Source organism: Kosakonia arachidis (genome assembly GCF_900116535.1).
In the GTDB taxonomy this organism is placed as follows: Bacteria; Pseudomonadota; Gammaproteobacteria; order Enterobacterales; family Enterobacteriaceae; genus Kosakonia; species Kosakonia arachidis.
On the sequence record NZ_FPAU01000006.1, the window covers coordinates 196,653 to 222,971 of the forward strand.

25 protein-coding genes, 2 tRNA genes and 2 pseudogenes are annotated in these 26,319 nt (G+C 53.9%); 15 read left to right on the plus strand and 14 right to left on the minus strand.

What is annotated here, in order from left to right:
* Nucleotides 1-37 precede the first annotated feature (37 nt).
* Complete coding sequence (locus BM427_RS20245; RefSeq protein ID WP_090124899.1) at nt 38-2,251, plus strand: TonB-dependent receptor; 2,214 nt, start codon at nt 38-40, stop codon at nt 2,249-2,251.
* Here BM427_RS20245 and BM427_RS20250 read toward each other — a convergent pair.
* Nucleotides 2,248-3,147: a LysR family transcriptional regulator gene (locus BM427_RS20250; RefSeq protein WP_090124902.1), complete on the minus strand. Its 900-nt coding sequence runs from the start codon at nt 3,145-3,147 to the stop codon at nt 2,248-2,250. The genes BM427_RS20245 and BM427_RS20250 overlap by 4 nt on opposite strands.
* Before the next feature lie 96 nt (nt 3,148-3,243).
* Here BM427_RS20250 and BM427_RS20255 point away from each other — a divergent pair, with 96 nt between their 5' ends.
* Nucleotides 3,244-3,768 carry a GNAT family N-acetyltransferase gene (locus BM427_RS20255; protein WP_090124905.1) on the plus strand — a complete coding sequence of 175 codons (525 nt, stop codon included), beginning with the start codon at nt 3,244-3,246 and terminating at the stop codon, nt 3,766-3,768.
* A 15-nt stretch (nt 3,769-3,783) separates the two neighbouring features.
* Here the strand turns inward: BM427_RS20255 and BM427_RS26260 are convergent, their stop codons facing one another.
* Nucleotides 3,784-3,909, minus strand: coding sequence for a hypothetical protein (locus BM427_RS26260; RefSeq protein WP_280116122.1), 126 nt, complete (start codon nt 3,907-3,909; stop codon nt 3,784-3,786).
* Nucleotides 3,910-4,112: 203 nt separating this feature from the next.
* Here BM427_RS26260 and BM427_RS20265 point away from each other — a divergent pair, with 203 nt between their 5' ends.
* Both BM427_RS20265 and BM427_RS20270 read left to right on the plus strand, forming a co-directional pair.
* Entirely contained in the window at nt 4,113-4,373 is a 261-nt protein-coding gene (locus BM427_RS20265; RefSeq protein WP_090124910.1) for a DUF2534 family protein, read from the plus strand.
* 286 nt (nt 4,374-4,659) lie between these two features.
* Nucleotides 4,660-6,600 (plus strand): methyl-accepting chemotaxis protein, encoded by a 1,941-nt coding sequence (locus BM427_RS20270; RefSeq protein WP_090124914.1) that lies wholly within the window; start codon nt 4,660-4,662, stop codon nt 6,598-6,600.
* Between the two features lie 14 nt (nt 6,601-6,614).
* On the opposite strand, the gene BM427_RS20275 is transcribed toward BM427_RS20270, so the two are convergent.
* Nucleotides 6,615-7,001 carry a VOC family protein gene (locus BM427_RS20275; protein ID WP_090124917.1) on the minus strand — a complete coding sequence of 129 codons (387 nt, stop codon included), beginning with the start codon at nt 6,999-7,001 and terminating at the stop codon, nt 6,615-6,617.
* Nucleotides 7,002-7,145: 144 nt separating this feature from the next.
* Here BM427_RS20275 and pheP point away from each other — a divergent pair, with 144 nt between their 5' ends.
* Together pheP and BM427_RS25530 are read left to right on the plus strand one after the other, a co-directional pair.
* Complete coding sequence (pheP, locus tag BM427_RS20280) at nt 7,146-8,543, plus strand: phenylalanine transporter (RefSeq protein WP_090124919.1); 1,398 nt, start codon at nt 7,146-7,148, stop codon at nt 8,541-8,543.
* Between the two features lie 175 nt (nt 8,544-8,718).
* Nucleotides 8,719-8,856 (plus strand): annotated as a pseudogene (locus BM427_RS25530) (EamA family transporter); the annotation flags it as partial.
* On the opposite strand, the gene BM427_RS20285 reads toward BM427_RS25530, so the two are convergent.
* The gene (locus tag BM427_RS20285; protein ID WP_090124921.1) at nt 8,845-9,642 is read right to left on the minus strand and encodes a PhzF family phenazine biosynthesis protein; all 798 of its coding nucleotides are present in this window, start codon (nt 9,640-9,642) and stop codon (nt 8,845-8,847) included. The pseudogene BM427_RS25530 and the gene BM427_RS20285 sit on opposite strands and share 12 nt — an antisense overlap.
* A 65-nt stretch (nt 9,643-9,707) precedes the next feature.
* Nucleotides 9,708-11,126, minus strand: a complete 1,419-nt coding sequence (locus BM427_RS20290; RefSeq protein ID WP_090124924.1) for an MFS transporter — start codon at nt 11,124-11,126, stop codon at nt 9,708-9,710.
* 108 nt (nt 11,127-11,234) lie between these two features.
* Between BM427_RS20290 and BM427_RS20295 the strand changes: the two genes are divergently transcribed.
* Nucleotides 11,235-12,107 (plus strand): helix-turn-helix transcriptional regulator, encoded by an 873-nt coding sequence (locus BM427_RS20295; RefSeq protein WP_090124928.1) that lies wholly within the window; start codon nt 11,235-11,237, stop codon nt 12,105-12,107.
* On the opposite strand, the gene BM427_RS20300 is transcribed toward BM427_RS20295, so the two are convergent.
* Complete coding sequence (locus BM427_RS20300; RefSeq protein WP_090124931.1) at nt 12,082-12,468, minus strand: MmcQ/YjbR family DNA-binding protein; 387 nt, start codon at nt 12,466-12,468, stop codon at nt 12,082-12,084. The genes BM427_RS20295 and BM427_RS20300 overlap by 26 nt on opposite strands.
* Complete coding sequence (locus tag BM427_RS20305) at nt 12,458-13,048, minus strand: TetR/AcrR family transcriptional regulator (protein WP_090124934.1); 591 nt, start codon at nt 13,046-13,048, stop codon at nt 12,458-12,460. The genes BM427_RS20300 and BM427_RS20305 overlap by 11 nt, the downstream gene beginning before the upstream one ends.
* A 192-nt stretch (nt 13,049-13,240) precedes the next feature.
* Between BM427_RS20305 and BM427_RS20310 the strand changes: the two genes are divergently transcribed.
* Complete coding sequence (locus BM427_RS20310) at nt 13,241-14,341, plus strand: MBL fold metallo-hydrolase (protein ID WP_090124937.1); 1,101 nt, start codon at nt 13,241-13,243, stop codon at nt 14,339-14,341.
* A 39-nt stretch (nt 14,342-14,380) separates the two neighbouring features.
* Complete coding sequence (locus tag BM427_RS20315; RefSeq protein ID WP_090124939.1) at nt 14,381-14,722, plus strand: RamA family antibiotic efflux transcriptional regulator; 342 nt, start codon at nt 14,381-14,383, stop codon at nt 14,720-14,722.
* A 38-nt stretch (nt 14,723-14,760) separates the two neighbouring features.
* On the opposite strand, the gene BM427_RS20320 is transcribed toward BM427_RS20315, so the two are convergent.
* Nucleotides 14,761-15,153, minus strand: coding sequence for a YfeC-like transcriptional regulator (locus BM427_RS20320; protein WP_090124942.1), 393 nt, complete (start codon nt 15,151-15,153; stop codon nt 14,761-14,763).
* A 1-nt stretch (nt 15,154) separates the two neighbouring features.
* A complete protein-coding gene (locus BM427_RS20325) occupies nt 15,155-15,511 on the minus strand; it encodes a YfeC-like transcriptional regulator (protein ID WP_090124945.1) in 357 nt (118 codons plus the stop codon).
* Nucleotides 15,512-15,731: 220 nt separating this feature from the next.
* On the opposite strand from BM427_RS20325, the gene BM427_RS20335 reads away from it, so the two are divergent.
* The 3 genes and pseudogenes from BM427_RS20335 to BM427_RS26390 form a co-directional block, all read left to right on the plus strand.
* Nucleotides 15,732-15,807: transfer RNA gene (locus tag BM427_RS20335), tRNA-Ala, on the plus strand.
* A 41-nt stretch (nt 15,808-15,848) separates the two neighbouring features.
* A tRNA-Ala gene (locus BM427_RS20340) sits at nt 15,849-15,924 on the plus strand.
* Nucleotides 15,925-16,375: 451 nt separating this feature from the next.
* Nucleotides 16,376-16,817 (plus strand): annotated as a pseudogene (locus tag BM427_RS26390) (EAL domain-containing protein); the annotation flags it as partial.
* Nucleotides 16,818-16,861: 44 nt separating this feature from the next.
* On the opposite strand, the gene BM427_RS20350 reads toward BM427_RS26390, so the two are convergent.
* The gene (locus BM427_RS20350) at nt 16,862-18,049 is read right to left on the minus strand and encodes a NupC/NupG family nucleoside CNT transporter (RefSeq protein ID WP_090124949.1); all 1,188 of its coding nucleotides are present in this window, start codon (nt 18,047-18,049) and stop codon (nt 16,862-16,864) included.
* Nucleotides 18,050-18,403: 354 nt separating this feature from the next.
* On the opposite strand from BM427_RS20350, the gene BM427_RS20355 reads away from it, so the two are divergent.
* The gene (locus BM427_RS20355) at nt 18,404-19,642 is read left to right on the plus strand and encodes an Nramp family divalent metal transporter (RefSeq protein ID WP_090124952.1); all 1,239 of its coding nucleotides are present in this window, start codon (nt 18,404-18,406) and stop codon (nt 19,640-19,642) included.
* A gap of 76 nt (nt 19,643-19,718) precedes the next feature.
* Here the strand turns inward: BM427_RS20355 and BM427_RS20360 are convergent, their stop codons facing one another.
* Together BM427_RS20360 and mgrA are read right to left on the minus strand one after the other, a co-directional pair.
* A complete protein-coding gene (locus tag BM427_RS20360; protein ID WP_090124954.1) occupies nt 19,719-20,039 on the minus strand; it encodes a DUF2502 domain-containing protein in 321 nt (106 codons plus the stop codon).
* A 122-nt stretch (nt 20,040-20,161) separates the two neighbouring features.
* A complete protein-coding gene (mgrA, locus tag BM427_RS20365) occupies nt 20,162-21,160 on the minus strand; it encodes an L-glyceraldehyde 3-phosphate reductase (RefSeq protein WP_090124957.1) in 999 nt (332 codons plus the stop codon).
* A gap of 390 nt (nt 21,161-21,550) precedes the next feature.
* On the opposite strand from mgrA, the gene BM427_RS20370 reads away from it, so the two are divergent.
* Nucleotides 21,551-23,206 carry an alpha-keto acid decarboxylase family protein gene (locus BM427_RS20370; protein ID WP_090124960.1) on the plus strand — a complete coding sequence of 552 codons (1,656 nt, stop codon included), beginning with the start codon at nt 21,551-21,553 and terminating at the stop codon, nt 23,204-23,206.
* Between the two features lie 3 nt (nt 23,207-23,209).
* Here the strand turns inward: BM427_RS20370 and BM427_RS20375 are convergent, their stop codons facing one another.
* Complete coding sequence (locus BM427_RS20375; protein ID WP_090124963.1) at nt 23,210-24,445, minus strand: ion channel protein; 1,236 nt, start codon at nt 24,443-24,445, stop codon at nt 23,210-23,212.
* Between the two features lie 178 nt (nt 24,446-24,623).
* Here BM427_RS20375 and glk point away from each other — a divergent pair, with 178 nt between their 5' ends.
* The gene (gene glk / locus BM427_RS20380; protein WP_090124966.1) at nt 24,624-25,589 is read left to right on the plus strand and encodes a glucokinase; all 966 of its coding nucleotides are present in this window, start codon (nt 24,624-24,626) and stop codon (nt 25,587-25,589) included.
* Here glk and BM427_RS20385 read toward each other — a convergent pair.
* The gene (locus tag BM427_RS20385) at nt 25,586-26,314 is read right to left on the minus strand and encodes a LytR/AlgR family response regulator transcription factor (protein ID WP_090124969.1); all 729 of its coding nucleotides are present in this window, start codon (nt 26,312-26,314) and stop codon (nt 25,586-25,588) included. The two genes, glk and BM427_RS20385, sit on opposite strands and share 4 nt — an antisense overlap.
* Between the last annotated feature and the right edge of the window lie 5 nt (nt 26,315-26,319).

Genomic DNA, 26,319 nt, shown 5'->3' on the forward strand with positions numbered 1-26,319 from the left:
AAACGGGCCGTTTTTCCACACACTTCGATATGAGTCGATGATGAATAACAGCAAAAAGATCCCCCCTTCTTTGCGCAAGACGTTACTTGCGCTGGCCATTGGCGCAGCAACGCCCTCAGCGCATGCTGCGACGACAAATGCCAACACCAACCAGACGAAAGATGACACCATTGTGGTGCAGTCGACTACCAGCAGCGACTTCAAACCCGGTGGTGATGCGCTGGTTCCGGCGTATCTGGATGGTCAGGTCGCGTACGGTGGGCGCCTCGGGATGATGGGCGAACAGAAGGCGATGGATGTGCCGTTTAACGTGATCGGCTACACCTCAAAGTTGGTGGAGGATCAACAGGCGAAAACCATTGCCGATGTGGTCAGCAATGATGCGGGCGTGCAGGTCGGGCAGGGGTACGGCAACATGGCGGAAACCTACCGTATTCGCGGCTTCGAACTGGATGGCGACGATATGTTGATGGGCGGCCTGGCGGGCATTGTGCCGCGCCAGGTGGTGGATACCCAGATGCTCGAACGTGTGGAAGTGTTTAAAGGTGCCAATGCCCTGATGAATGGCGCGGCGTCTTCTGGCGTTGGCGGAATGATCAACCTTGAGCCGAAACATGCCGATGATACGCCGTTGACGCGTGTCGGTGTCGATTACTCCTCGCGTTCACAGCTTGGCGGTTCGCTGGATGTGGGCCGTCGCTATGGCGATAACAATCAGTTCGGCGTACGCGTTAACCTGTTGCACCGTGAAGGCGAAGCTACCGTTGAGGATGACAACCGTCGTACTACCGCCGCGTCGATCGGTCTGGATTATCGTAGCGATCGCTTCCGCAGCTCGCTGGATCTTGGCTATCAGAAAAAGACCTTCCACGGCGGATCGATGGGCGTGAACATCAGCGCGGTGGATTTTGTACCGAAGGTCCCGAGCAATACCGAAAACTACAGCCAGCAGTGGGCATATAGCGATATCGAAAACGAATTTGGCCTGGCGCGCGCGGAATATGATTTGACCGATATCTGGACGGCATATGCCGCGTTCGGTGGACAGCACTCGCATGAAGAGGGCATTTACGGTGCGCCGAAAGTGAATGATGAGCAGGGCGATGCAACGATTGGCCGTCTCGACACCAACCGTATCAGCGATGCCTGGAGTGGCATGGCCGGACTGCGCGGTAACTTTGATACCGGCTTTGTGTCGCACAAAGTGAACGTGGGCTATTCGGCCAATATCAAGCAGGACAAGGTAGCGTGGCGGATGTCGGCGGCGGCGGATAACCCGGCAGTGAACATCTACGATAACACGTCGGTTGCTATGCCTGATTACAGCTACATTGGCGGCAATTACAGCGATCCGCTGACCACCGGTCGCACCCGCGCACAGGGTTGGCTGCTGAGCGATACACTCGGTGTTCTGAACGACACCGTGCTGTTTACGGCGGGCGCGCGTTATCAGAAAGTGTGGGTTCACAGCTACAGCAATGCAACGGGCGCAGAAGATGATACCGCACGCTTTATCCAGGATCGCTGGATGCCGACTTACGGCATTGTTTATAAGCCGTGGGACGTGGTCTCCTTCTATGCCAACCATACCGAAGCGTTGCAACCGGGCAGCACCGCGCCAGAAGGCGCTGCTAACCAGTATCAGACCACCGGCATTGCGCACTCGAAACAGAATGAAGTCGGCGTGAAAACGGACTTTGGCCGTGTGGGCGGTACACTGTCGCTATTTGAAATTAAGAAACCGACCGCCATTCAGAATAGCGATACCAATATCTATGCGCTGAACGGCGAACAGCGTAACCGCGGCGTTGAGTTGAATCTGTTTGGCGAACCGACGCTGGGTCTGCGCCTGAACGGCAGCGCCACCTGGATCGATGCCGAACTGACCAAAACCCAAGATGGCATTAACCAGGGGAACCGGCCTGTTGGCGTGGCGGGCTTCTACGGCGTGCTGGGCGCGGAATATGACATCAAACCGGTTGAAGGTCTGACCGCGACGGCAAGAGTCAACCATACCGGTTCGCAGTATGCGAATAACGCCAATACCAAAAAACTCGACAGCTATACCACGCTGGATCTGGGGGTACGCTACCGTATGCACCTCAATCAGGATAAAAACGAGATGGTCTGGCGTGTCGGCGTGGATAACGTCACCAATGAAAAATACTGGGCCAGCGTCGAAGACAACGGCACTTATATCTACCAGGGGGAAGCGCGGAAGTTGAAAGTCTCCATGAGCTACGACTTCTAAGCATCCGTTTCACAGGCGGGCGTCTTGCCCGCCTGTTTCAGGCTATTCAGCACCGCTTTCATGCCGCGATTGACCACTTTGTCCTGTCGCATCACCAGCGCCAGCGTGCGCTGCAAGGGTGGCTGTAGCGCCTGTACGCGCAACCCCCGTTTATCCTCATCAGCCTGCACGGCAACTTTGGGCACAAGGCTGTAACCGAGACCGGCGCGCACCATGCGTTTGATGGCTTCAATGCTGCCAAGTTCCATCATCGGCGTGACGGCGGCGCTTAACCAGCCGTCAATCAACTGGCGGGTACTGCTACCGGACTCAAAGACAATCAGCGGTAAGGACTGTAATACTGCAGGCGTGGCATCGGGCAGCGCAGGTGAGCGGCTGGCGCTGATGGCGACAAAGTTTTCGTGAAACAGCGGTAAAATGGCGAGGTTGCGCTCGTTCGTGGGCAGCGTCACCAGACCAATATCGATACGATTCTCTTCCACCGCACGCACAATATCCGTGGTATTGCCAGTGCGTACCCCAACGGTAAGTAACGGAAAATCTTCGCGCAGTTGTTGCAGCACCGGTGGCAACAGATGAATGCAGGTGGTTGCGCCGGTACCGAGCGTGACGTTGCCGCCTATCTCCTGCTGGTGCTGTGCGACAGACTGCACGGCGGCGCTGACCGCGTTTTCGATTTCCGCACAGTGCGTGAGAAAGGTTTTTCCGGCGGCGGTCGGTCGCAAGCTGCGCCCGGTGCGCTCAATCAATCGCGTCTGGAGCGCCTGCTCAAGCTGGCGGATTTGCAGGCTGACAGCCGGTTGTGAAATACCCAGCACTTCTGCCGCAGCGGTGAAGCTCCCCCGGGCGATGACCAGTTTGTAGGTCGCCAACTGGTCGAGGCTGAATTTCGCCATGGCAAAGTTTTCCTTATCGCGGTTATAAGCGCCGCCCGGTGCCTGTTTTGCCGCACGGCAGATAACCTGTGCGAAAGCGAGAACAGAGGACGGATGATGGAAGTTATTGAGGCAGAAGAACAACATCTGCGCGCGATTACACAGATATATGCTTACCACGTGACGCAGGGGAACGCCACTTTTGAAACCGAAGCACCGGATATCGACGAGATGCGCGCAAGGCTTAAGAAAATCCGCCTTGCCGGGCTACCGTGGTTTGTGGCCGTACAGGATGGCGAGGTTCGGGGATATTGCTATCTCTCCCGCTACCGCGAGCGCCACGCTTACCAGTACACGCTGGAGGATTCCATCTACGTTGATGAGACGTTTCGTCGCCAGGGCGCAGGCAAAGCGCTGCTCGCCCGCGCGGTGGCATGGGCTGAAACGCAGGGCTACCGGCAACTGATTGCCAACGTCGGCAACAGCGAAAACGAAGGGTCGTTACGGTTACACAGCCGCGCCGGATTTGTGATGATTGGCACGCTCAAAAGCGTGGGTCTGAAGCACGGGCGCTGGCTGGATACTGTGCTGATGCAGCGCCCATTAGGGGAAGGGGATTTCACATTGCCACAGGCCAACTGAGTGCGGCACAGTGGGTTATGCCAGCTCTTGCTGCGTGACGAGACTTTCAAACCAGCTCAGTTCCGTCATTTTACCGCTATACCACTGTGCACAGAACGGGCTGCCGAGATGTTCTGCCAGATAGCTATTCTGGCGAAACATCTCCAGTGCGGGTTGCTGGAACAACGGTAAAAAAATAGAGTTAGCGTGGGCGGCATGTTGTACAGCAGCGATGGAAAAAGAATGCCGTAAAAAATAGCCGGAGATGTTGCCACTGTTAGCCGTTTTTCCTAAGTCTCCACAACAACTTGACAGCAGATCGGTTACACTCGCAGTACACAAAAGCCATATGGCAGGAGGTTTAGATGCTGGAAAAATTGCGCACCCGCGAGGGGAAAAAATTCATCACGGCGGTGGTGATTGTGTTTCTGATCGCCGTCAGCGTGATCTCGAAAGCCGCCTTCGAAGGCGTGGAAGAGCAGTACAATCTGCCGATGGAAAAGTGGACCACCTCTCTGTTTATCATCCAGGGGGCCTGGGTGGCGATTTACAGCCTGATGTTTACCATTATCGGCTCGCTGCCTTTTGGGTTTTACTTCCTCGGCCCGAAAGACGACAAAGGCTAACGCTTCCAGCCCTGGCGCGTGCCGGGGCGCTCGCCTGTTGCAAAAATTCCTCTGCAAAGACACAGCATAAACTGCTGCATTAAACGGCAAGCTCCGTGAGTTAACCTTCGTTACAACATCCCACCCCCTCATACCGCTGATTATGATTTTGCGCGCGCGTTTTTACACCTGCGTGACTTCGCGGGTAACAATTAAAGATCAAAAAATGTACGCCGATAGAGCAGGTATCAGGGAGCATGTGATGAAAGGAATATTGATGTAGCAGGTTTATACCAGGAGAGCTGTAATGGCCAGACAACTCGTGAGTAAAAAAATGAGTACCCGTGCGCAAATGCTGCTGACGGGTGTTATCACCATCACCCTCGGATTTGTGGTAACGATTGGGGTACTCAGCTGGCAATCCAGTCATGCGCAAAAAAGTCTCGCCGAACACTATCTCCAGCAGATCGCTCAAAACGAAGCGCTGAAAATCCAGCAGCAACTCAGTTACGCCCGCGATGTGGCGCATAACCTCGGACATAACCTGATTGCCCTGCCACAGGGCGGCGTCACCGATCGTAAAGTGGTGGATAAGATCATGGAATCCACCTTGCGCGATAACCCGGATTACCTCTCTATTTCGGTCATTTTTGAAGAAAATGCTTATGACGGGCGCGATGCGGAATTCACCGACAAACCCGAGCAGGCACCAAAAGGGCGTTATGCCTTCTTTGTGGATCGCGATCAGTCCGGCAACTACAAAATGCACCCACTGCTCTCTTATCTGACGCCGGGCCAGGGCGACTACTATCTGCTGCCGCAGAAAAGCCAGAAAGATACGCTGATTGAACCTTACAGCTATGCCTATAACGGTGTGCCGACGCTGCTGACCTCGGTGGCAGCACCGATTGTCAGCGACGGCAAATTGCACGGCGTGGTGACATCCGATATTTCGCTGGCGTCATTGCAGCAGAAAGTAAATCGGATCAAACCGTGGGCGGGCGGCGGCTACGCGGTGCTGCTCTCGACCGCCGGAAAAGTGATTTCTTACCCGGATAAAAACCTGACCAGCAAACCTTATCCCGGCAAAACGGACAACTTCAGCAGCAGCGTGGTGGAACAAGACGATCCGATTCTTGGTGAGAAAGGCCTGATTACCTGGCAGCCGATTACCATCGGCAACAGCAGCGATAGCTGGTATCTCGGCGTTGTCGCGCCGGTGAGCCAGGTGATGGCGGCGGCGAATCGCCAGCTACTCAACGCCATTATTCTTGGTGTGATCAGCATCCTGTTGGTCAGTGCGCTGCTGGGGCTTCTCTTCAGCCGCAAAGTGCTGAAGCCGATTGGCGGCGAGCCGCTGGAAGGCGCGACCATTGCGCTCTCCGTGGCGGATGGCAAGCTGGATAACGCTATCCATGTTAAACAGGGCGATCGCAGTAGCCTGTTCTATGCGCTGCACACCATGCAGGCGCAGTTACGGCAGATTGTCGGCCAGATAAAAGATGCCAGCGATTCCGTGCGCCAGGGTGCCGGGGAGATTGTCAGTGGTAATATCAACCTCTCGTCGCGCACCGAGCAGCAAGCGTCGGCGCTGGAGCAAACAGCCGCCAGCATGGAACAGTTCAGCGCGACAGTGAAACATAACGCGGAAAACGCGCACCAGGCGACGGTGCTGACGGAGAATGCCACCCAGATCGCCAGCCGTGGCGAGAAACTGGTTAGTCAGGTGGTATCTACCATGGCACAAATTGATGACAGTGCGCGCAAGATCGGCGATATCACCGCCATCATTAACAGCATTGCTTTCCAGACTAATATCCTGGCGTTGAACGCAGCGGTAGAAGCGGCGCGGGCGGGCGAGCAGGGGCGCGGTTTTGCGGTGGTGGCCTCAGAAGTGCGCAACCTGGCGCAGCGCAGCGCCAACGCCGTGAAAGAGATTGGCGCGCTGATTGAAGAGTCCGGCAAGCGAGTGGGAACCGGCGTTCAACTGGTTAACGACGCCGGGAAAACCATGCAGGAGATGACACAGGCGGTGAACTCGGTGCAGTCGATCATTACCGAGATCGTCAGTGCGTCGGATGAGCAGGCCAAGGGTATCAGCCAGGTGACGATTGCGGTGAACGAGATGGACGGCGTAACGCAACAGAACGCCTCGCTGGTGCAGCAGATGGCGGCGGCGGCTACCTCGCTTGAGGATCAGGCGCAGCAGCTTGCGCAAAGCGTGCAGCAGTTCCGGCTGGAAGCCTAACGCCACTGGTCGCGCTATTCGGCGACCAGTTCGATGCGGTTGCCGTCCGGATCGAGGATCACCGCTTCATAAAAACCATCGCCAGTCCATCTTGCCGGGCTGGCGAGTTTATTCTTCTGGCGTGCTTTTTCTGCCATCGCATCCACAGTTTCGATGCGACCAACGGTAATGGCGATGTGTGCCCAGCCGACAAATTCCGGGTTTGCTGGCGCATCGGTCAGTTCCGGCAGCGTCATCAGCTCAATTGTCGGGCCATCCTTTAGCGAGATAAAGTACGAGGCGAACCCCGCGCGATTTTTACTGACATATTTTTCATTACTGGTAGCGGAAAAAAAGTCGCGCCAGAACGTTCGCTGAGCGTCGAGGTTACGCGTCCAGAGCGCGACGTGGGCAATTTTCATTGTTATCTCCTTGAAGGGGGGTGGGGGTAAGCATTGATAATATGACGGTTTACGTTGTTTATCTTTCCTCTCTTTCGATTTCTTGCCAGCCCTGACCTGAGATGTTAAAAGGTGCCCCTTTATAAAACCAGAAAGGGGAAGGACGTGAAAAACGCGTCACAGGCAGCGGGTAAGGTAACCGATGCCGGGCCGGAAACAGGGCCGACACTACAACGGGGATTGAAAAACCGTCATATCCAGTTAATTGCGCTGGGCGGCGCGATTGGTACCGGGTTGTTCCTTGGTATCGGCCCGGCGATTCAGATGGCCGGGCCAGCCGTGCTGCTGGGTTATGGCATCGCCGGGATTATCGCTTTCCTGATCATGCGCCAGCTTGGCGAAATGGTGGTAGAAGAGCCTGTTTCCGGTTCGTTCTCGCACTTTGCCTATAAATACTGGGGGCCATTTGCTGGTTTCCTCTCTGGCTGGAACTACTGGGCAATGTTTGTGCTGGTGGGCATGGCCGAGCTGACCGCCGCCGGGATTTATATGCAGTACTGGTTCCCGCAGGTGCCGACCTGGATTTGGGCTGCTGCGTTCTTTGTCATTATCAACGCTGTCAACCTGGTGAACGTGCGCTTGTATGGCGAAACCGAGTTCTGGTTTGCGTTGATCAAAGTGATTGCTATCATCGGCATGATCGCTTTTGGCCTGTGGATGCTGTTTACCGGCCACGGCGGCGGACGCGCGAGCTTCGATAACCTCTGGCGTTACAACGGCTTTTTCGCGACCGGCTGGCATGGGCTTATTCTCGCGCTGGCGGTAATTATGTTCTCTTTCGGGGGACTGGAGCTGATTGGTATCACCGCCGCCGAGGCCAGCGAGCCGCACACCACGATTCCGAAAGCCGTGAATCAGGTGGTGTATCGCATTTTACTGTTCTACATCGGTTCGCTGGTGGTGCTGTTGGCGCTTTATCCGTGGATTGATGTCAAAGCGAATAGCAGCCCGTTTGTGATGATTTTTCACGATCTGGACAGTAATCTGGTCGCTTCTGTGCTGAATTTCGTGATTCTGGTGGCTTCTCTGTCGGTATATAACAGCGGGGTTTACTCCAACAGCCGTATGCTGTTTGGTCTCTCTGTGCAGGGTAACGCGCCTGCGTTTCTGACCCGCGTCAGCCGCCGCGGTGTGCCGATCAACTCGCTGTTTCTTTCGGCGGCCATCACGTCGCTGGTGGTGTTGGTGAACTACTTGCTGCCGCAAAAAGCGTTTGGCATGCTGATGGCGCTTGTCGTGGCGACACTGCTGCTGAACTGGATCATGATTTCGCTGGCTCATCTGAAGTTCCGCGCCGCGATGCGCCGTAAAGGTCGCGTTCCGCAATTCAAAGCGCTAATCTTCCCGGCAGGCAACTATCTGTGCATCGGTTTTATGCTGATGATCCTCGTGCTGATGTACACCATGGAGGATATGCGCCTGTCAGCGCTACTGCTTCCTGCGTGGGTCGTATTCTTGTTCGTGGCTTTCAAGCTGCTGCGCCGCGCACCTCAGTGCGCGTGATCCCGCTCTCTTCCCGCCGGATCAGGCGGGAATCTACTGTGATATTTCTCGCGCCAGCGCCTTATATTTCGGGCATGATAACGAAAAATTTCGCCAGCCGTCCGTGCTGGCTTTTTTATTTTATCGCACTGGATCTGACATGACCCGGCAACGACAAGCCGACCTCTTCCTTGTTCTGACCACGATGATTGCCGCCTCTCTTTGTTACGGCGAGCGTCTAGCATTGCAAAAAATTATCGGCGGAGTGCTGATCCTGCTTGCGCAGATCGGGTTCCGCTGGTGTAGGGTGTCGCGTCTGCCTTCAAAGGTGTAACGTTCCTGCCAGCACCGTATGTGCCGCGCCGCCCATCAGCACGCGGCCATCGTCGGTGCAGTGAAGTGCCAGTACACCGCCGCGCCGTGATGCCTGGTAAGCGGTAAGCGAGCGCTTACCCAGTCGCTCTGACCAGTATGCTGCCAGCGCGCAGTGTGCCGAGCCAGTGACCGGGTCTTCATTGACGCCGACCCACGGCGCAAAATAACGCGACAGTACATCATATTCCCCATCACCTGGCGCAGTAACAGCCACTCCGCGCCCAGGTTGTGCACCTAGTGCCTGGAAGTCCGGCTGCAATGTCCGTACGATCTGCGCATCATCAACCACCACCAGTTGTTTGGTGCCAAACAGGCCGTAGTCACGCACTTGCGTGCGTTCCAGCCCTAGTGCATCAAGTAATGCCGGTGGCACGGCGCTGTGCAGTTGCGGGGGGAGTAACGGGAAATCGAGCTGAATACCCTCTGCGCCGAGTGTGGCGGATAGCGGGCCGGAGAGCGTCTGAAAAGTCATTGTTTCACCCGCTTGCAGATGCCTGGTTTGATGCAGGATATGCGCCGTCGCCAGCGTACCGTGTCCACATAAATCCACTTCGGCCTGCGGTGTAAACCAGCGCAGGTTGTTATCGGCAAGATTGAGAAACGCCGTTTCCGAGAGCGCCATCTCATTGGCAATCTGCTGCATTAATCTGCTCTCCAGCCCCTGTGGCGTGATGCATACTCCCGCCGGGTTGCCGGAAAAAGGATGCGCACTAAACGCGTCCACCTGATAAATATCGAGTTCCATCGCTTCGCTCTCTTCGTAACAAAATCATAACACTACCGCTGTTTCGCGATAACGGATAGCGTTCTTTAGCTGGCCGGGCAACGGTGAGCCAGTTGTTGGCGCGCACTGACTGCCGCTGCTGCCAGTACCAGCATCATAACCACTTCTGTCACCAGAAAACCGCTCAGCGCGGTGCTGTAATTGCCGTGTGACTGACCTACCAGATAGAGAAATACGCTGCCAAGTGCGGCCGGGCCGAGACCCAACGCAGCCTGTTGCAGCGTGCTGAGCAGCGCGCTGCCAGCGCCCGCATCCTGGGTGGTGATATCCCGCATTCCGATGCGATAAAAGCTGTTCACAATCAGCGCCTGGCCGTAGCCAATGAGCGCAGTGGAAGGTGCCAGCGCCAGCACGCCGACCATCCGCCCGGAGAGTTGTAATGTGGCAATCAGTGCCACCAGTCCGCCCACCTGAATGACCAGCCCGGTCAGTAAAATCGTACGCATGCTGTAACGGGCAATCAGTTTCGGCGCATACCAGGCTGAGACAAAATAGGCGATACCGAGCGCTACAAAGCTGTTACCGGACTGGTAGGGCGTCATTCCCATGCCTGCCTGCAACGTCAGCGCCATACAGAACATAAAACCGGACCACGCGGTGAAAAATAGCAGTGCAATCAGCAGACCAAAACGAATGCTGTGCAGCTTAAGTAGATGTGGCGGCACCAGCGGAACCAAACCGGCGCGCTGTTGTTGCAAGGCGCTGCTACGCATCCACAGAGCAAGTGGGAACAGCGCCAGCAGCGCGGCCTGCGTCGGCCATGGCCAGTGCAGTTCCGGGCCGAGCGCCAGCGGGAACAGCAGGCAGCAGAGGATGAGTGCCAGCGCGAAAGTACCCTGCCAGTCAATACGAGTCCGGGTATTGTTGCGCGTCTCCGGCAGGTAGCGGTTCAGCGCCAGTATCAACAGACAAATCGGTACGTTGATAAAGAAGGCGTTACGCCAGCCCAGCCCTGCGATATCAGCCGAAACCAGCCAGCCGCCACACATCTGGCCAATAATGAATGACACGCCGCCAATACCGCCATACAGACTAATAGCGCGGGCATGTGCGGTACCTTTTAACGTGACATGCAACGTGGCGAGAATTTGCGGCACGATCAACGCTGCGCCGATGCCCTGTAACGTGCGGGCGGCCAACAGTGCAGGGGCGGAGTTCGCCAGGCCGCACAGCAGCGAGGCGATGCCGAAGATCGCTACGCCTACTAAAAACAGGCGTTTGCGCCCAAAGTTATCGCCCAGCTTGCTGCCCATCGCCAGGCAGACGGCAAATGCCACGCCGTACAGGGCAACGATCAACGCCAGTTGCGTGGCACTAGTGTGCAATGACTGGGTGATCGAGTCGAGTGCGACGTTGGTGATTGAAGTATCTATCTGGGGCAACATCTGCCCGGTCAACAGAAGTATCAGGCCTGCCCGGCCAGGTGAAACAGCAGACGTTTTCATGGTGACTCCATTGCGTCATTCATCAGATGGACGTAGCATCACCGATTAGAAAAACGGGTACCAGTTCTTACGTATACTGGTACTGGCAATACTATGCTGGAGGGTGTAATGACGCTGATAAGCGATCGGATGATGGATGTGACCATCCAGGATGAAAACCGCAAACAGCTCGGCGCATTTTTACGCGCCCGCCGGGAGAGTCTCGATCCACAGCGTCTGGGCCTGCCGCGCAGTGGTCGGCGGCGCACACCAGGGCTGCGACGAGAAGAGGTGGCGCTGCTGGCTGATGTTGGTGTCACCTGGTATACCTGGCTGGAGCAGGGAAGGGATGTGAACCCTTCGGCAGCGGTTTTACACGCTATTGCCAGCGCATTGCAATGTTCTCCCACCGAAACGCGGCACCTGTTTTTACTCGCCGGATTAACGCCTGCCGAAACGCTGAATGTGCCGCAATGCGAGGGAATTAGCGAGGGTACGCGCCGCCTGCTGGATAGCCTGCTGCCGCAACCGGCCAGCATTCAGAAACCTAATTTTGATATTGTGGCATGGAATGTCGCTTTTGAGCGCCTGATGGGGGTTAAGTTCGATGAAATCCCCGAAGATGAGCGCAATTGTATCTATCTTTATCTCACGCATCCGCAGTGGCGTAGCCGTCTTGGCAGCGATGACAGCGTATTGCAGACATTTGTGGCCTATTTTCGTGCGGCGATGGCGGAGCATCGTGGCGATCCGTTATGGGAAGCAAAGCTGGCGCGCTTTTGCGCTGCATCCAGCGAATTTGCCACGCTATGGCGGAAATATCTGGATGTGCGCGGCGTGGAAAATAAGCTGAAACTGTTTACCCATCCGCAGTTGGGAGAGTTTACCTTACAGCAAATGTACTGGTATTCCGCGCCGCGTAACGGTTCGCGGCTGCTGGTTTATCTGCCGGTAGATGCGCCGGGTGAGCGAGCGCTTAGCTGGCTGGCTGAGAACGTGTAGGGCGCAGCCGTTGCTGCTCTTTGCGCGAAAGACCATCCACTACCCGATCCCATGACGTCTGAATCAGCGAGGCCAGCAGCGATTCGTCGATCTCTTCCCCGGCATAGACCGAAATCCAGTGCTTTTTGTTCATGTGATACCCCGGTTCAATACTGGGGTAGATTTGCTGGTTGAGCAGGGCGGTTTGCGGCTCTGCTTTCAGGTTCACCATTGGTCTGCCGTGGGCGGTGGCGGTGAGCATAAAAATTTTGCCGCACACTTTGAACACATCATATTCCGGGCCAAATGGCCAGCAGTGCTCGGTAAACGGCATCTCAAGTGCAATACGGTGCGCGCAGGCCTGCAATGTTTTACTGTCCATTTATCCCCTCAGCCGTGAGTGCGCGCCACATCGCTTCAAAACCGAGGCGTTTGATCTCTTTGACGCGTGAGGGATCGCGGCTGGCAAAGGTGATGGTGGTATCCGCCAGTGTCAGGAAAATGGCATCGCCAAACGGCGCAAATTCGCCGTCGAGAAAAACCGGCAATACCGAGCGGTGGCAGAGCTCGTGCAGCTCCGGAAAAATATCGGTAACCTGCTGGCGGGTTTCCGGGCGCAGTTTTTCGCTGACGGAAATTTGCCGCACCGCGCAGTGGCCGTTGGGGTGACGAATTCCCCAGTCGATATAGCTGTCCCAGACTGAATGCGTATGGACTTTCGGATCGTTGATAGTGCGATCGAAGTTCTCCAGCATGGTGCCGCACAGGTCGGTTTTCAGATGCAGGTAAAGCGCGTTCAGCAGGTCGTCTTTGGTGGCGAAGTAGCGAAACAGCGTCCCTTCCGCAACTCCCGCATTGCGGGCTATTAAGGCGGTGGAAGCGGCAATCCCGGATTGTGCAATGGCTTCGGTAGCTGCTTCCAGTAACGCTTGTTTTTTGTCTTCACTCTTTGGACGAGCCACTACATTTTTCCTCACACATTTTAAAAACCACGATTGAAACATGCCCACCTGGAGGCTGCAACGTCGAATGTCAAAGAAAGAAAATGATCTTGACGGTTTGCTGTTGTTTTCTATAATGAGTGCTTACTCACTCATAATCAAGTTTATTTCATGTCGTCTCTACGGACTGGAGCGATTTCTTCGGGTCAGGATATGAAGCCTCTTATTTTCAGCGTGGTCATGGTTATGCTCGTTGCGTCCGCCGCCAGTTTACCCTTTGTTTTAAATGCAGGATTTGGCAAAGCGCCACAAGGCGAACAGCTTACAGAAGTCGAAAAATCACCCCATTACCGTGACGGCAAATTTCAAAACATGCTGCCGACGCCCGGCTTTACCGGTAAGAAAAATATGCTGGCCGCATGGTGGGATTTTCTGGTCACCAAACGGGAAAACGCCCGACCACAGCAGCCGTTGCCAATGGTGCAAACGGATCTTGCCAGCCTGCCTGTTGAACAGGACACGCTGGTATGGATGGGGCACTCTTCGTGGTACCTGCAACTGGCGAGCAAACGCATCCTGATCGATCCGGTGCTGAGCGACTACGCTGCGCCATTTCCATTTCTCAATAAAGCGTTTGCCGGGAATGATGCATGGACAGCACAGAGCCTACCGGAGATCGATCTGTTGATCATTTCTCACGATCACTATGACCATCTGGATTACGCCACCATCAAGGCGATGATGCCGAAAATCAAACAGGTCGTGACGCCGCTGGGCGTCGGTTCGCACCTGCGTTACTGGGGCATGAATCCGCAGATTATTCGTGAAGCGGACTGGCAGCAGAACGTGGCGATAGGCGATGGACTAACGGTACATGTGCTGCCGTCGCGCCATTTCTCCGGGCGCGGCCTGAAACGTAACCAGACGCTGTGGGCCAGTTTCATGTTTGTCACCGACCAGCGCAAGGTCTATTACAGCGGTGATACCGGCTATGGCCCGCATTTTAAAGCCATCGGCGAGCAGTTTGGCCCGGTGGACATCGCCATCATGGAAAACGGCCAGTATGACGAAGACTGGAAGTACATCCATATGATGCCGGAACAGGCCGCGCAGGCGGCGGAAGAGATTAATGCACGCGCGGTTCTGCCGGGCCACGCGGGGCGTTTTGTGTTGGCAAAACACACATGGGACGATCCGTACAAACGGCTGGCGGCAGCAAGCCGGGGCAAAAATTTTCGTTTACTGACACCGATGCTGGGCGAACCGGTTCTTGCGGCTAACGATACGCAGGAATTTCGTGCCTGGTGGGAATAAACCCGTTTATTAATCGAAGAGCAGAGGGGGGAGCGCAGTATGACTATTTCCGCTCAGGTTATCGACACTATCGTCGATTGGATCGACGACAATCTCCATCAACCGCTACGTATTGATGATATTGCTGCGCACGCGGGCTATTCCAAATGGCACCTGCAACGCCTCTTCTTGCAGTATAAAGGGGAGAGTCTTGGACGTTATATTCGCGAGCGTAAACTGTCGCTTGCCGCGCAGGATTTACTCAATACCGATCAGAAGGTTTACGATATCTGCCTTAAGTACGGCTTTGATTCGCAACAAACCTTCACGCGTACCTTTACCCGTACGTTTAATCAGCCACCGGGCGCATATCGTCGGGAGAACCACCCACATACGCATTAAATGCATGAACTAAAATCCGGCCATTAAGGCCGGTTTTTTTACTCATCGATCGTCTGCGTTATGCCGAGGCGCTGTAAAAAACCACAGATTCCTTCGCGGGCCAGTAATAGCGCCAACAGCTTCTGCTCTTCGGGCGTCATGTTCTGTAAAACTTTGACAATCTCCCGCAGCGGACTGTTTTCACTCACATAGGAGGGTACCGGCTCTGCGATAGAGTAAGGAGAATGGCGCTGGCGCATGGAGGGCGTTTTCATCACGAAATTTCGCACTTCTTTGGTGATGTGAATCAGCCTTGCGCGACCACCTTTGATACCGGGTAACGCTTCCGTTTGCCAACCTTGTTCCCGGATCCAGCGATTAACGGTTTGTCTGGCAACACCGAGAAAATCGGCCAGCTCTTCAGTCGTCATTTTGTTAGCGAGTTTCATCATTTTATTTCTGAATGCGGATGCCAAGACGTTGCAATAACCCGGTTATGCCGTCACGTAAGAGTAGAGAGGTGAGTTGCTTTTGCTCGGCGTCAGTCATCTCTTTCGCCAACGAAATAAGCAAAGCTTCAAGTGAGTTGTTACTGACAGGCATCGTAGGGGCCGACTCTTCGCTACGCTGTGCGCTGCGAATAAAGGTGCGTACTTGCTCATTCACATGCACCAGCCGGGCTTTGCCTCCTTGCACTCCAGGTTTTGGTGAGGTGATCCAGCCTTCTTTGCGCACCCATTTATTGATGGTTTGCCGACTGTACCCGGTAAGACTGGCTAACTCTTCTGGTGTCATTCGTTCCTTGAGCATGTAATTTCCAGAATGGTTGTAAGGGTAATTAGTGGTTTATGTTATAGCACCATTTTACTGGAAAATGTGACACGTTTAACTACTGACTGTGAAGAGTTACGCAATGTCCTTAATTTGCATGCTTTTTCATCGATTAATTGGCGAGGTACGATTTTGCCGTTGACACCTGGCAAGGGAATTCATATTATGCCGCCCGTCAACACGACACGCTTTACGTAATGGGGCTATAGCTCAGCTGGGAGAGCGCTTGCATGGCATGCAAGAGGTCAGCGGTTCGATCCCGCTTAGCTCCACCAAATTCCGAACCCAACGGAGTTGGTGCGTAGAGATAAATTGTGGGGCTATAGCTCAGCTGGGAGAGCGCTTGCATGGCATGCAAGAGGTCAGCGGTTCGATCCCGCTTAGCTCCACCAAAATGTCAAACCCTCGCGTTTACGCGGGGGTTTTTGTTTTTTAACTTCCTGTTTCTCGTTTTATTTCACCGCGAGCAGTTGTCGATATTTCTACGCTATTTCTGGTATGGCTATTATTAAGCATAATGCTGGAGATTATCTTTTTATTCTGCCAGTTATTCCAGGTACTTGCAGTCTGCGCGATTGTGTGCTGGCGCCATAGTATGCTAAATAGAGGTATGGTGATACGTGTAGTGTGGATAGGATTTTTGGCACCTGCCGGCATTAAGGCATCAATGTATATTGCTGCGACCTGGTTTAACTATCCGATTAATCTTTCAAATTTCTCCGGCTCCGGAATAATCATTTTCTCAATTATTAATATACAAAACCTGATTTGTGCAGCGCTCATTTTTACTGTGACCATCTATTATCCTCTACGCAGGATAATCAATCCGCGTTTTGCACGAACACTCTGCTATTACAATCGACAGCTTTTTTATCTCTGGCGTTGTTTGAGCATTATGCGATAGCGCTGCAGACAGTGATCGTCCAAATCACCGAAGAGCAGGCTTTTTCAATTCCGAAGTCAGTATTCTTAATATCCTGCAATTGCGCCAGGCAGGGTTTAAAATTGCCATCGACGATTTTGGTAGCGGTTATGCTAAGTTTGAGCGCCTGAAACGGCTGCAACCGAATATCAGCAAGATTGATGGCTGCTTTGTGCGGGATATTCTCAGTATTGGCAAGATATGGTGATTGTTAAAGCGATTTGCAAACTGGCGAAAGCAAAGTCTCTCACTGCGGAGTATGTGGAAAACGAAGCTCAACGTGAACTGCAGTTGGAGGCGGGAGTGGATTATCTGCAAGGGTATTTATTTGGTAAGCTGCAGCTGTTGACTGATGGCGAATAAAAAAACCGGGGAATTCCCCGGTTTTTTTGTCTGGGACGTCGCTATCAGATCACCAGCGCGGCGATGGCGGCTGACAACACACTGACCAGTGTCGAGCCGTACACCAGCTTCAGACCAAAGCGGGAAACTACGTTGCCTTGCTCTTCATTCAGGCCTTTGATTGCGCCTGCGATAATGCCGATAGAGGAGAAGTTTGCGAAGGAAACGAGGAACACCGACAGAATGCCTTCAGAACGCGGGGAAAGGTTAGCTGCGATTTTTTGCAGATCCATCATTGCCACGAATTCGTTAGACACCAATTTGGTTGCCATGATGCTGGCAACTTGCAATGCTTCATTCGCCGGCACACCCAGAATCCAGGCGATCGGATAGAATATATAACCGAGAATGCCCTGGAAGGAGATGCCGAAAATAGCAGCAAACAGCGCGTTCAGGGCGGAGATCAGCGCGATAAAGCCGATCAACATTGCCGCCACGATAATCGCCACTTTAAAGCCCGCCAGAATGTATTCACCCAGCATTTCGAAGAAGCTTTGACCTTCGTGCAGTTTTGCCATCTGCAGATTTTCTTCGCTTTCTTCAACACGGTACGGGTTGATCAGCGACAGAACAATAAAGGTGCTGAACATGTTCAGTACCAGTGCCGCCACCACATATTTTGGCTGGAGCATAGTCATGTACGCGCCGACGATGGACATGGAAACCGTTGACATTGCTGTCGCGGCCATGGTGTACATGCGGTTGCGTGACATTTTGCCGAGGATATCTTTATAAGCGATAAAGTTTTCGGACTGACCCAGAATCAGGGAGCTGACGGCGTTAAAGGACTCCAGTTTGCCCATGCCGTTAACTTTGGAAAGCACCGTCCCGATGGCGCGAATAATGATTGGCAGTACACGAATATGTTGCAGAATACCGATCAATGCAGAAATAAAGACGATTGGGCATAGCACTTTCAGGAAGAAGAACGCCAGACCTGCGTCATTCATTTTACCGAAGACGAAGTTAGTGCCTTCGTTAGCAAAACCGAGCAGTTTTTCAAACATTTCGGAGAAGCCTTTCACGAAGCCAAGGCCAATATCAGAGTTCAGGAAGAACCAGGCTAGTAAAACCTCAATCACCAGCAGTTGAATAACAAAACGAATGCGGACCTTCTTGCGATCGCTGCTAAAGAGCAGGGCAAGCAGCGCCACAACAGCAAGCGCCAGAACAAAGTGCAGAACGCGGGACATATTTGCTCCAAATATGAGACGGGTAGGAATTTTGTGCACATTCTATGTAACAAGTGGAAAGAAAACGAGATCAAAAACACACTATATTGATGTCGTGTGACCAGACTCAAAAATAGTGATCAAACATACATTTCTGTTATGTTAAGTAAGGGCGTGAAAAGTTACATTGAAATGCTACACTCTTAACATAATTCGACGATGGTTCCTGCTATCGCCGTCACCATCCTTGAGATCCGGCCCTTCTATCGTTTCTGGCTATCAGAGAAATCAGGTAAATCCACCATACATGAACTTGATAACCATTCGCATTTTGCTAGCATGAAACATAGCAAAGGCTATATTTAGGGGCAATAAATGAACAATAGTCGCGTTGAGAATAGTAGTGGGCGTGCAGCGCGCAAATTAAAGCTGGCGCTAATGGGGCCTGCGTTTATTGCCGCGATTGGTTACATTGATCCGGGGAATTTCGCCACTAACATCCAGGCAGGAGCCAGCTTCGGCTACCAGTTGCTGTGGGTTGTCGTGTGGGCCAACGTTATGGCGATGTTGATCCAGTTGCTGTCTGCCAAGCTCGGTATCGCCACTGGGAAAAATCTTGCTGAGCAGATCCGCGATCACTATCCGCGTCCACTGGTATGGTTTTACTGGATTCAGGCGGAAATCATCGCCATGGCAACCGATCTGGCGGAATTTATTGGCGCCGCGATTGGCTTCAAATTGCTCCTTGGCGTTTCGCTGCTGCAAGGCGCGGTACTTACCGGTATTGCGACGTTCCTTATTTTGATGTTGCAACGTCGCGGGCAAAAACCCCTCGAGAAAGTTATTGGCGGGCTACTGTTGTTTGTGGCGGCGGCATACATTGTTGAGCTGGCCTTTTCGCAGCCGAAGCTGGCGCAACTGGCGCAAGGTATTGTCATCCCCAGCTTGTCGGGGACCGACGCCGTGTTCCTTGCAGCGGGTGTACTGGGCGCGACTATCATGCCACATGTGATTTACCTGCACTCGTCGCTGACACAGCATCTGCATCAGGGCACGCAGCGCGAGCGCTACTCTGCGACAAAATGGGACGTCGGCATTGCCATGACCATTGCCGGCTTTGTTAACCTGGCGATGATGGCGACGGCAGCGGCGGCGTTTCATTTTAACGGACATACCGGCGTGGCAGATCTCGATCAGGCTTATCTGACGCTGGAACCGCTTTTAAGCCATTCTGCGGCAACCATTTTTGGTTTGAGTCTGGTGGCGGCCGGTCTCTCCTCCACCGTGGTGGGGACGTTGGCGGGACAGGTGGTGATGCAGGGGTTTATCCGCTTTCATATTCCGCTGTGGGTGCGTCGTAGTATTACTATGATGCCGTCGTTTATCGTTATCTGGCTGGGGTTGGACCCGACCCGTATTCTGGTGATGAGCCAGGTGCTGTTGAGCTTCGGCATTGCGCTGGCATTGGTGCCGTTACTGGTCTTTACCAGCGATCGTAAATTGATGGGGGGGCTGGTAAACAGCACTCTGGTGAAACGCACAGGTTGGTTAATTGTGGTGCTGGTGGTGAGCTTAAATGGCTGGCTGCTGGTTGGAACACTTGCGGGTTTATAATGAAAATGCCCGCAGGCGTTTGTCGTTGCGGGCAGTGTATTGAATACCGAATAGCGGGTGCTATTCGGCACGGAAATTAGTGGTGATGGCCACGCCACGGGCCGTCATGATCATCACGGTCGCGCCAGCCTTCGCTATACCCGCGTTCGTAAGCATCGCGTCTATCCCAGCCGCGATGCCAGCCGCGATCGTGTCTGTACCAGCGGTCACCGCGCCATTCATAGTGGCGACCCCAGTAGTCCCGATCGCGCCAGCGTCCGCCGTCCCAGTAGTTACCATAGTTATCGCGATCGCCAATTTGCAATTTAATCGATGGCAACAGGGTGATTTCGCCAGCATTAGCGACCAGCGGCGCTGAAGCCATTAACACTGCTGCCAGAATCAGTGACCTGAACATACTCTTCTCCTCACGATCGGGCCGAAACGGCCTGCTACAACAATTTTACGGGGCGGCAATACCCTGTATTATTGGCGGAACTCTTAAATCGTGAATAGCAGCACTTTTTGCTAAAATAGTATTTATTTTGCACTGCTCAGAATCGCGTCGATCTCAGCACACTCAGCCGCAGTGAAGTGACGGTTTTCCAGCATGCCCATCGCATCCTCGAGCTGGCTTATCTTGCTGGCGCCAATCAGTATTGACGTCACCTTATCATCGCGCAGCACCCATGCCAGCGCCATCTGTGACAGCTTCTGACCACGCCGTTGCGCCAGTGCATTCAGCGCACGCACGATGTTCATTTTTTGCGGGGTAAGCTGCTCCGGGTTGAGGAAACGGCTACTGCTGGCAGCGCGTGAATCTGCCGGGATCCCCTGCAAGTAGCGGTCGGTTAGCTGCCCGCCAGCCAGCGGAGAGAAGGCAATACTACCCACCCCGTTTTTCTGCAACACGTCCAGCAATTCGTCTTCAACCCAGCGCTCAAACATTGAGTATTTGGGCTGATGAATCAGGCAAGGCGTTCCAAGGTCATTAAGAATATCAATTGCTTCCTGTGTCTGTGCTGCCGGATAGTTAGACAGGCCGACATACAGCGCTTTGCCCTGGCGCACAATGTGATCCAGTGTGCGCATCGTCTCTTTCAGCGGTGTTTCCGGATCCGGACGGTGATGGTAGAAGATATCCACATATTCAAGCCCCATTCGACGCAGGCTTTGATCGAGGCTGGCAATCAAATACTTGCGGGAACCCCAGTCGCCGTACGGGCCATCCCACATGGTGTAACCGGCTTTAGTGGAAATAATCAGTTCGTCCCGTAGGGAGTGAAAATCTTCATGCAGGATGCGACCAAAATTACATTCAGCCGCTCCCGGCGGCGGCCCATAATTATTAGCAAGGTCGAAGTGGGTAATGCCGAGATTGAAAGCGTGCTGCAATAACTGACGGCTGTTTTCCAGCAGTGTGGTATCCCCAAAGTTATGCCACAGGCCAAGTGAAATGGCCGGAAGCTTTAATCCGCTGTCACCGCAGCGACGATAAGCCATGTTTTGATAACGCGCAGGATCTGCCTGATAAGCCATGCTGTACTCCTATTTTGTCTTTGCTGTGTAAGAGCCTATCCCATAAGGCTATTTTATTTGCCATTTTGGTCCTGGGCAGTGCTCACACAAAATGTGTTGGCATTTTGAACGCCGCTTGCGGCGGCCCTTTAGGGCGAGCGAAGCGAGTCATCCTCACGTACTGCGTATACGCTCCGGTTGTTGCGCGCTGTCCGTGTCAAAACTGGCTGCAACACGATACGCCTGGTGGGATGGGTTCTCAGTGTATGCGTTTACACGCATTGGCCTTCCCGAGCGTACACTGAGTTGGGTCGTAAAGCTTACTTTCCACCTGAGATATAGCTTCTAACCTGGATTCTCATCACATTTCTTTAATACTCAGATCAATGTTAAAGGCATGGGATCAACGACATGCAAAGTGATTACTCAATTGCTGACTACTTACTCGACAGGCTCGTTGGCTGCGGTATCCACCACCTTTTTGGCGTGCCGGGCGACTATAACCTGCAATTTCTCGATCATGTGATTCAGCACCCGGCTGTGCAGTGGGTCGGTTGTGCGAATGAACTTAACGCCGCCTACGCCGCTGATGGTTACGGACGTTGTCGGGGCGCGGGCGCATTATTAACCACCTTTGGTGTGGGTGAATTGAGTGCAATAAACGGTGTTGCCGGCAGCTATGCCGAATATGTTCCGCTATTGCATATCGTTGGTGCACCCTGTAGCGGAGTACAGCAACGGGGTGAATTGCTACACCACTCGCTTGGCGACGGTGATTTTCACCATTTTTACCGGATGAGTGAGCCAATTACTGCCGCTCGTGCCATTTTAACCGCGCAAAATGCCTGCTATGAGATCGATCGTGTGCTTGAAGTGATGCTGACGCAGTCCCGTCCCGGCTATCTGATGCTGACTGCAGATGTGGTGAAAATGCCTGCTACTCCGCCTGTAAACGCTCTCACAATTCCCCCGTTCCCGGTAAACGAAGCATGTCTGAATGCTTTTCGGCAGCATGCGCAGGCGATGTTATCAGCGGGTTCCAGCGTGGCGTTACTGGCCGATTTTCTCGCCCGCCGTTTCAGCGTTCATAAGCTGCTGCAATGCTGGATGAAAGATTCACCGCTGCCGCATGCCACACTGCTGATGGGGAAAGGGTTATTTGATGAAACGCAACCCGGTTTTGTTGGCACATACAGCGGCATGGCCAGCCCGGCGCCAGTGCGCGAGGCGATAGAGGGCGCGGATACGGTGATCTGCATCGGTACACGTTTTACGGATACGCTGACCGCCGGGTTTACCCAGCGACTTGTTCAGGAACACACTATTGAAATCCAGCCCTTTGCGGCCCGCGTCGGCGACGTGTGGTTTAGCGGCATTCCGATGCGGGAGGCGATAAATACGTTGATTCCCCTTGTGCGTGCCAGTGCGCATTCCGCGGCGGATCATCGCCCGCCTCAGGCTGTTCATGCCCCGGTTCATCAGGGGACACTCAATCAGGAGACGTTCTGGCAAACCGTACAGCAATTTATTCGTCCTGATGACATTTTACTGGCGGATCAGGGCACAGCGGCGTTTGGCGCGGCTTCCCTGCGTCTGCCTGCCGGAGCGGATCTGCTGGTGCAACCGTTATGGGGATCGATTGGTTTCTGCCTGCCAGCGGCGTTTGGCGCGCAAACAGCCTGCCCGGAACGCCGGGTGGTGTTGATCACCGGCGATGGCGCAGCGCAATTGACGATTCAGGAACTGGGATCGATGCTGCGTGACGGGCAAAAGCCGATCATTTTACTGCTCAACAATGATGGCTATACGGTCGAGCGTGCTATCCACGGCGCAAAACAGCGCTATAACGATATTGCCCGCTGGAACTGGACTCATCTTCCCCATGCGTTAAGCGTGGACTGCCAGGCAGAATGTTGGCGCGTGAGTGAAACCGTGCAATTGGCCCAGGCGCTGGAAGCAGCGGCACATCATCATCGCCTTGCGTTGATAGAAGTGATGCTGCCAAAAACCGATCTACCGGATCTGTTACGGGATGTCACCCATGCACTCGAAGCGCGTAATAACTAAGCGTTATTGATTGCGCCGGGGAACAATCATTAACGGTTTCCCGACCAGAAGCAGCCAGGCGGGAAGGATCACGATGCACAACAGCGGCAGCAGTGTCGTATCTGGGACCACCACGGCGGCAAGGAACAGGCTCAGCCAGCCATCACGCGTTACCACCAACACCATACCAAGCACCGCGCAAGAAACCGTCACGGCAGCGGGTACGGCATCGACATGCTCATGCAGCATCAACCCGAGCGCTACACCGACAAACACCGCCGGAAAAATACGCCCGCCGCGAAAACCGCAGGCGGCAGCGACCACCAGTGCAGACAGTTTTACCACCGCAAACAGCAGGTAATCCGTCACCGTTAGTGTCTGGGCGAAGGCCAGTTGTTGCATCTCGTCCAGCCCCTTAAACAGCGTGGCTGGCCCACCAATGATCCCCAGCAGACCAAGCAGGAAGCCACCAACGCCAAGAACCAGCACCGGGTTGTGCAGCTGGTGCATCAACCGGTGCAGGCGCGGCAGGCACCAGACGGCAACCATACCCAGTGCGATGGCAAAAACAGTCACTACCGCGCCGCTGATAATATCGACGATATGCAACTGGGGATAATGGGGGATTGGCAGGGCAAAATGGGGCAGGGCAAACAAACTGCTGGTCAACGCGCCAGCCGCGGCGGCCATCAACGGCGCGAATAAACGGTCCCACAGCGGCACGTCATTGCTGGCGGTCAGGGTTTGTGAAAACACCAGCGCTGCTGCTACCGGCGTACCGAACAGCGCGCCAAGGGTGCCAGCCGAAGCGAGGATGGTCCAGTCCAGCGGCGCTACGCGCGGGAAGATGCGTGCGCCCAGTGCCACGGCGAGCGCAATATTGAGTACCATTACCGGATGTTCCGGCCCAAGACTAACGCCGCCTGCCAGCCCGAGGATCAGCGCCAGTACCAGGCCGGGCAACGCTTTGACTGACACCGGCGCATTGATCAGCGGGACGCTCACCGGATCCGGACCGCCGTGTTCGTGACTGAAACGGATCACCAGACCAACGGCGATCCCGGTCAGCGTCAGTATCAATAAGATCCAGCCGGGCGAATCAGGCGCAATGCCCAGTTGCCACGGAATAGCGCTCCACAAAACAGCTTGCAGCAGAGAAGCTATCTTCATTACCAGTATCAGCACCAGGCTGGAGGCTACGCCGATAGCCAACGCTGGCAGGGCCAGTAGTAACAGTGTTCTGGCTCGCGGATGAAGCATAGATAGGTCCTTGTAAAAGCATCGGGGTGACGCAGAACAATCTGGCGACAACCCGTGGGTTAATCTGTGACGTAGATCTATTATCCTGGGGCACTCGTGTTATGGTCGTTGTTGTTACAGCGCCTTGAATCTACAGTGTTCCAAAGATTTATTCTGACTTTAGCGGAGCCGTAAAAGAATGACAAAGTATGCTTTAGTGGGAGACGTGGGCGGTACCAACGCGCGCTTAGCGTTGTGCGATGTCGACAGTGGTGATATCTCCCGGGCCAAAACCTATTCCGGCCTTGATTATCCCAGCCTGGAAGCCGTAGTGCGCGTTTATCTTGATGAACATGACGTGAGCGTGGAAGACGGTTGCATCGCTATTGCCTGTCCGATTACCGGCGACTGGGTGGCGATGACGAATCACACATGGGCTTTCTCGATTGCGGAAATGAAGAAAAACCTCGGCTTTGCACATCTGGAAATTATCAATGATTTTACCGCCGTATCAATGGCGATCCCGATGCTGAAAAAAGAACACCTGATCCAGTTTGGCGGCGGTGAGGCGGTAGAAGGCAAACCGATCGCTGTTTATGGCGCGGGAACGGGGCTTGGCGTTGCACATCTGGTGCATGTCGATAAACGCTGGGTGAGTTTGCCGGGCGAAGGCGGTCACGTCGATTTCGCACCGAACAGTGAAGAAGAGGGGATTATCCTCGAAGAACTGCGGGCGGAAATCGGCCATGTTTCCGCTGAACGTGTGCTCTCTGGTCCTGGGCTGGTTAATCTCTACCGGGCGATTGTGAAATCTGACGGTCGTCTACCCGAAAATCTGCAACCCAAAGATGTTACCGAACGGGCGCTGGCAGACAGTTGCATTGACTGCCGCCGCGCGCTGTCGCTGTTTTGCGTCATCATGGGACGTTTTGGCGGTAACCTGGCGTTAAACCTCGGTACATTCGGTGGGGTGTATATCGCGGGCGGGATCGTGCCGCGCTTCCTCGATTTCTTTACCGCCTCCGGTTTCCGTGGCGGCTTTGAAGATAAAGGCCGTTTCAAATCCTATGTGCAGGACATCCCGGTCTACCTGATTGTGCACGATAATCCCGGACTACTCGGCTCTGGCGCACATTTGCGCCAGACGCTGGGCCATTTCCTTTAAAGATTCATTAGTTGCCTGAATTCTTTAACTTTGCTGCGGCTGACGGGCACCTGAAAATCCAGGTCTCGCAGCCGCAAGATATAGGTGTTGTTGAACCACGGTTCGATCTCGCCAATTTTATCCAGATTCACACAATATGAGCGGTGGCAGCGAAAGAAATGCGCCGTTGGCAGCTTGCTGCAAAACTCGGTGATATTCATCGGCATCACATACGATTCCCGCTTCGTATAGACGAAGGTCATCTTCTCATGCGCTTCCGCATAATAAATATCGTTAATGCTGGTAACAATAATACGTTCGTCTTTCACCAGGTTAATGGTGGCGTTTTCCCGTGATTGCGGGCTGCTGGCGGTACCCGATTGCTGCTGCCAGGCCGCTTCCAGCTTTCGCAGCATGCTGATAATTCTCGACTCCTGGTAAGGCTTCAGAATGTAGTCAAACGCTTCAAGTTCGAAGGCTTCGACCGCATGCTCTTTCCAGGCAGTAATAAACACAATAAAGGGTTTATGTGCGAACTGGCTGATGTTTTGCGCCAGCAATACGCCATCGAGAGACGGAATATTGATATCGAGAAAGATCGCATCAACCTTGTTGTGCTGTAAATATTTCAGCACATCGAGTCCATCCTCAAAGGTACCGACGATCTCCATTTGGCTGTGTTCCTTTATCAGCCAGCTCAACTCCTGTTGCGCCAGAAATTCATCTTCTACAATGATGACTTTCATCGACT

Excerpts from the sequence above, each read along its gene's own strand:
- BM427_RS20245 (WP_090124899.1), top strand. The coding sequence starts at position 38 with ATGATGAATAACAGCAAAAAGATCCCCCCTTCTTTGCGCAAGACGTTA.
- BM427_RS20250 (WP_090124902.1), bottom strand. The coding sequence starts at position 3,147 with ATGGCGAAATTCAGCCTCGACCAGTTGGCGACCTACAAACTGGTCATC.
- BM427_RS20255 (WP_090124905.1), top strand. The coding sequence starts at position 3,244 with ATGGAAGTTATTGAGGCAGAAGAACAACATCTGCGCGCGATTACACAG.
- BM427_RS26260 (WP_280116122.1), bottom strand. The coding sequence starts at position 3,909 with ATGTTTCGCCAGAATAGCTATCTGGCAGAACATCTCGGCAGCCCGTTC.
- BM427_RS20265 (WP_090124910.1), top strand. The coding sequence starts at position 4,113 with ATGCTGGAAAAATTGCGCACCCGCGAGGGGAAAAAATTCATCACGGCG.
- BM427_RS20270 (WP_090124914.1), top strand. The coding sequence starts at position 4,660 with ATGGCCAGACAACTCGTGAGTAAAAAAATGAGTACCCGTGCGCAAATG.
- BM427_RS20275 (WP_090124917.1), bottom strand. The coding sequence starts at position 7,001 with ATGAAAATTGCCCACGTCGCGCTCTGGACGCGTAACCTCGACGCTCAG.
- BM427_RS20285 (WP_090124921.1), bottom strand. The coding sequence starts at position 9,642 with ATGGAACTCGATATTTATCAGGTGGACGCGTTTAGTGCGCATCCTTTT.
- BM427_RS20290 (WP_090124924.1), bottom strand. The coding sequence starts at position 11,126 with ATGAAAACGTCTGCTGTTTCACCTGGCCGGGCAGGCCTGATACTTCTG.
- BM427_RS20295 (WP_090124928.1), top strand. The coding sequence starts at position 11,235 with ATGACGCTGATAAGCGATCGGATGATGGATGTGACCATCCAGGATGAA.
- BM427_RS20300 (WP_090124931.1), bottom strand. The coding sequence starts at position 12,468 with ATGGACAGTAAAACATTGCAGGCCTGCGCGCACCGTATTGCACTTGAG.
- BM427_RS20310 (WP_090124937.1), top strand. The coding sequence starts at position 13,241 with ATGAAGCCTCTTATTTTCAGCGTGGTCATGGTTATGCTCGTTGCGTCC.
- BM427_RS20315 (WP_090124939.1), top strand. The coding sequence starts at position 14,381 with ATGACTATTTCCGCTCAGGTTATCGACACTATCGTCGATTGGATCGAC.
- BM427_RS20320 (WP_090124942.1), bottom strand. The coding sequence starts at position 15,153 with ATGATGAAACTCGCTAACAAAATGACGACTGAAGAGCTGGCCGATTTT.
- BM427_RS20325 (WP_090124945.1), bottom strand. The coding sequence starts at position 15,511 with ATGCTCAAGGAACGAATGACACCAGAAGAGTTAGCCAGTCTTACCGGG.
- BM427_RS20350 (WP_090124949.1), bottom strand. The coding sequence starts at position 18,049 with ATGTCCCGCGTTCTGCACTTTGTTCTGGCGCTTGCTGTTGTGGCGCTG.
- BM427_RS20355 (WP_090124952.1), top strand. The coding sequence starts at position 18,404 with ATGAACAATAGTCGCGTTGAGAATAGTAGTGGGCGTGCAGCGCGCAAA.
- BM427_RS20360 (WP_090124954.1), bottom strand. The coding sequence starts at position 20,039 with ATGTTCAGGTCACTGATTCTGGCAGCAGTGTTAATGGCTTCAGCGCCG.
- mgrA (WP_090124957.1), bottom strand. The coding sequence starts at position 21,160 with ATGGCTTATCAGGCAGATCCTGCGCGTTATCAAAACATGGCTTATCGT.
- BM427_RS20370 (WP_090124960.1), top strand. The coding sequence starts at position 21,551 with ATGCAAAGTGATTACTCAATTGCTGACTACTTACTCGACAGGCTCGTT.
- BM427_RS20375 (WP_090124963.1), bottom strand. The coding sequence starts at position 24,445 with ATGCTTCATCCGCGAGCCAGAACACTGTTACTACTGGCCCTGCCAGCG.
- glk (WP_090124966.1), top strand. The coding sequence starts at position 24,624 with ATGACAAAGTATGCTTTAGTGGGAGACGTGGGCGGTACCAACGCGCGC.
- BM427_RS20385 (WP_090124969.1), bottom strand. The coding sequence starts at position 26,314 with ATGAAAGTCATCATTGTAGAAGATGAATTTCTGGCGCAACAGGAGTTG.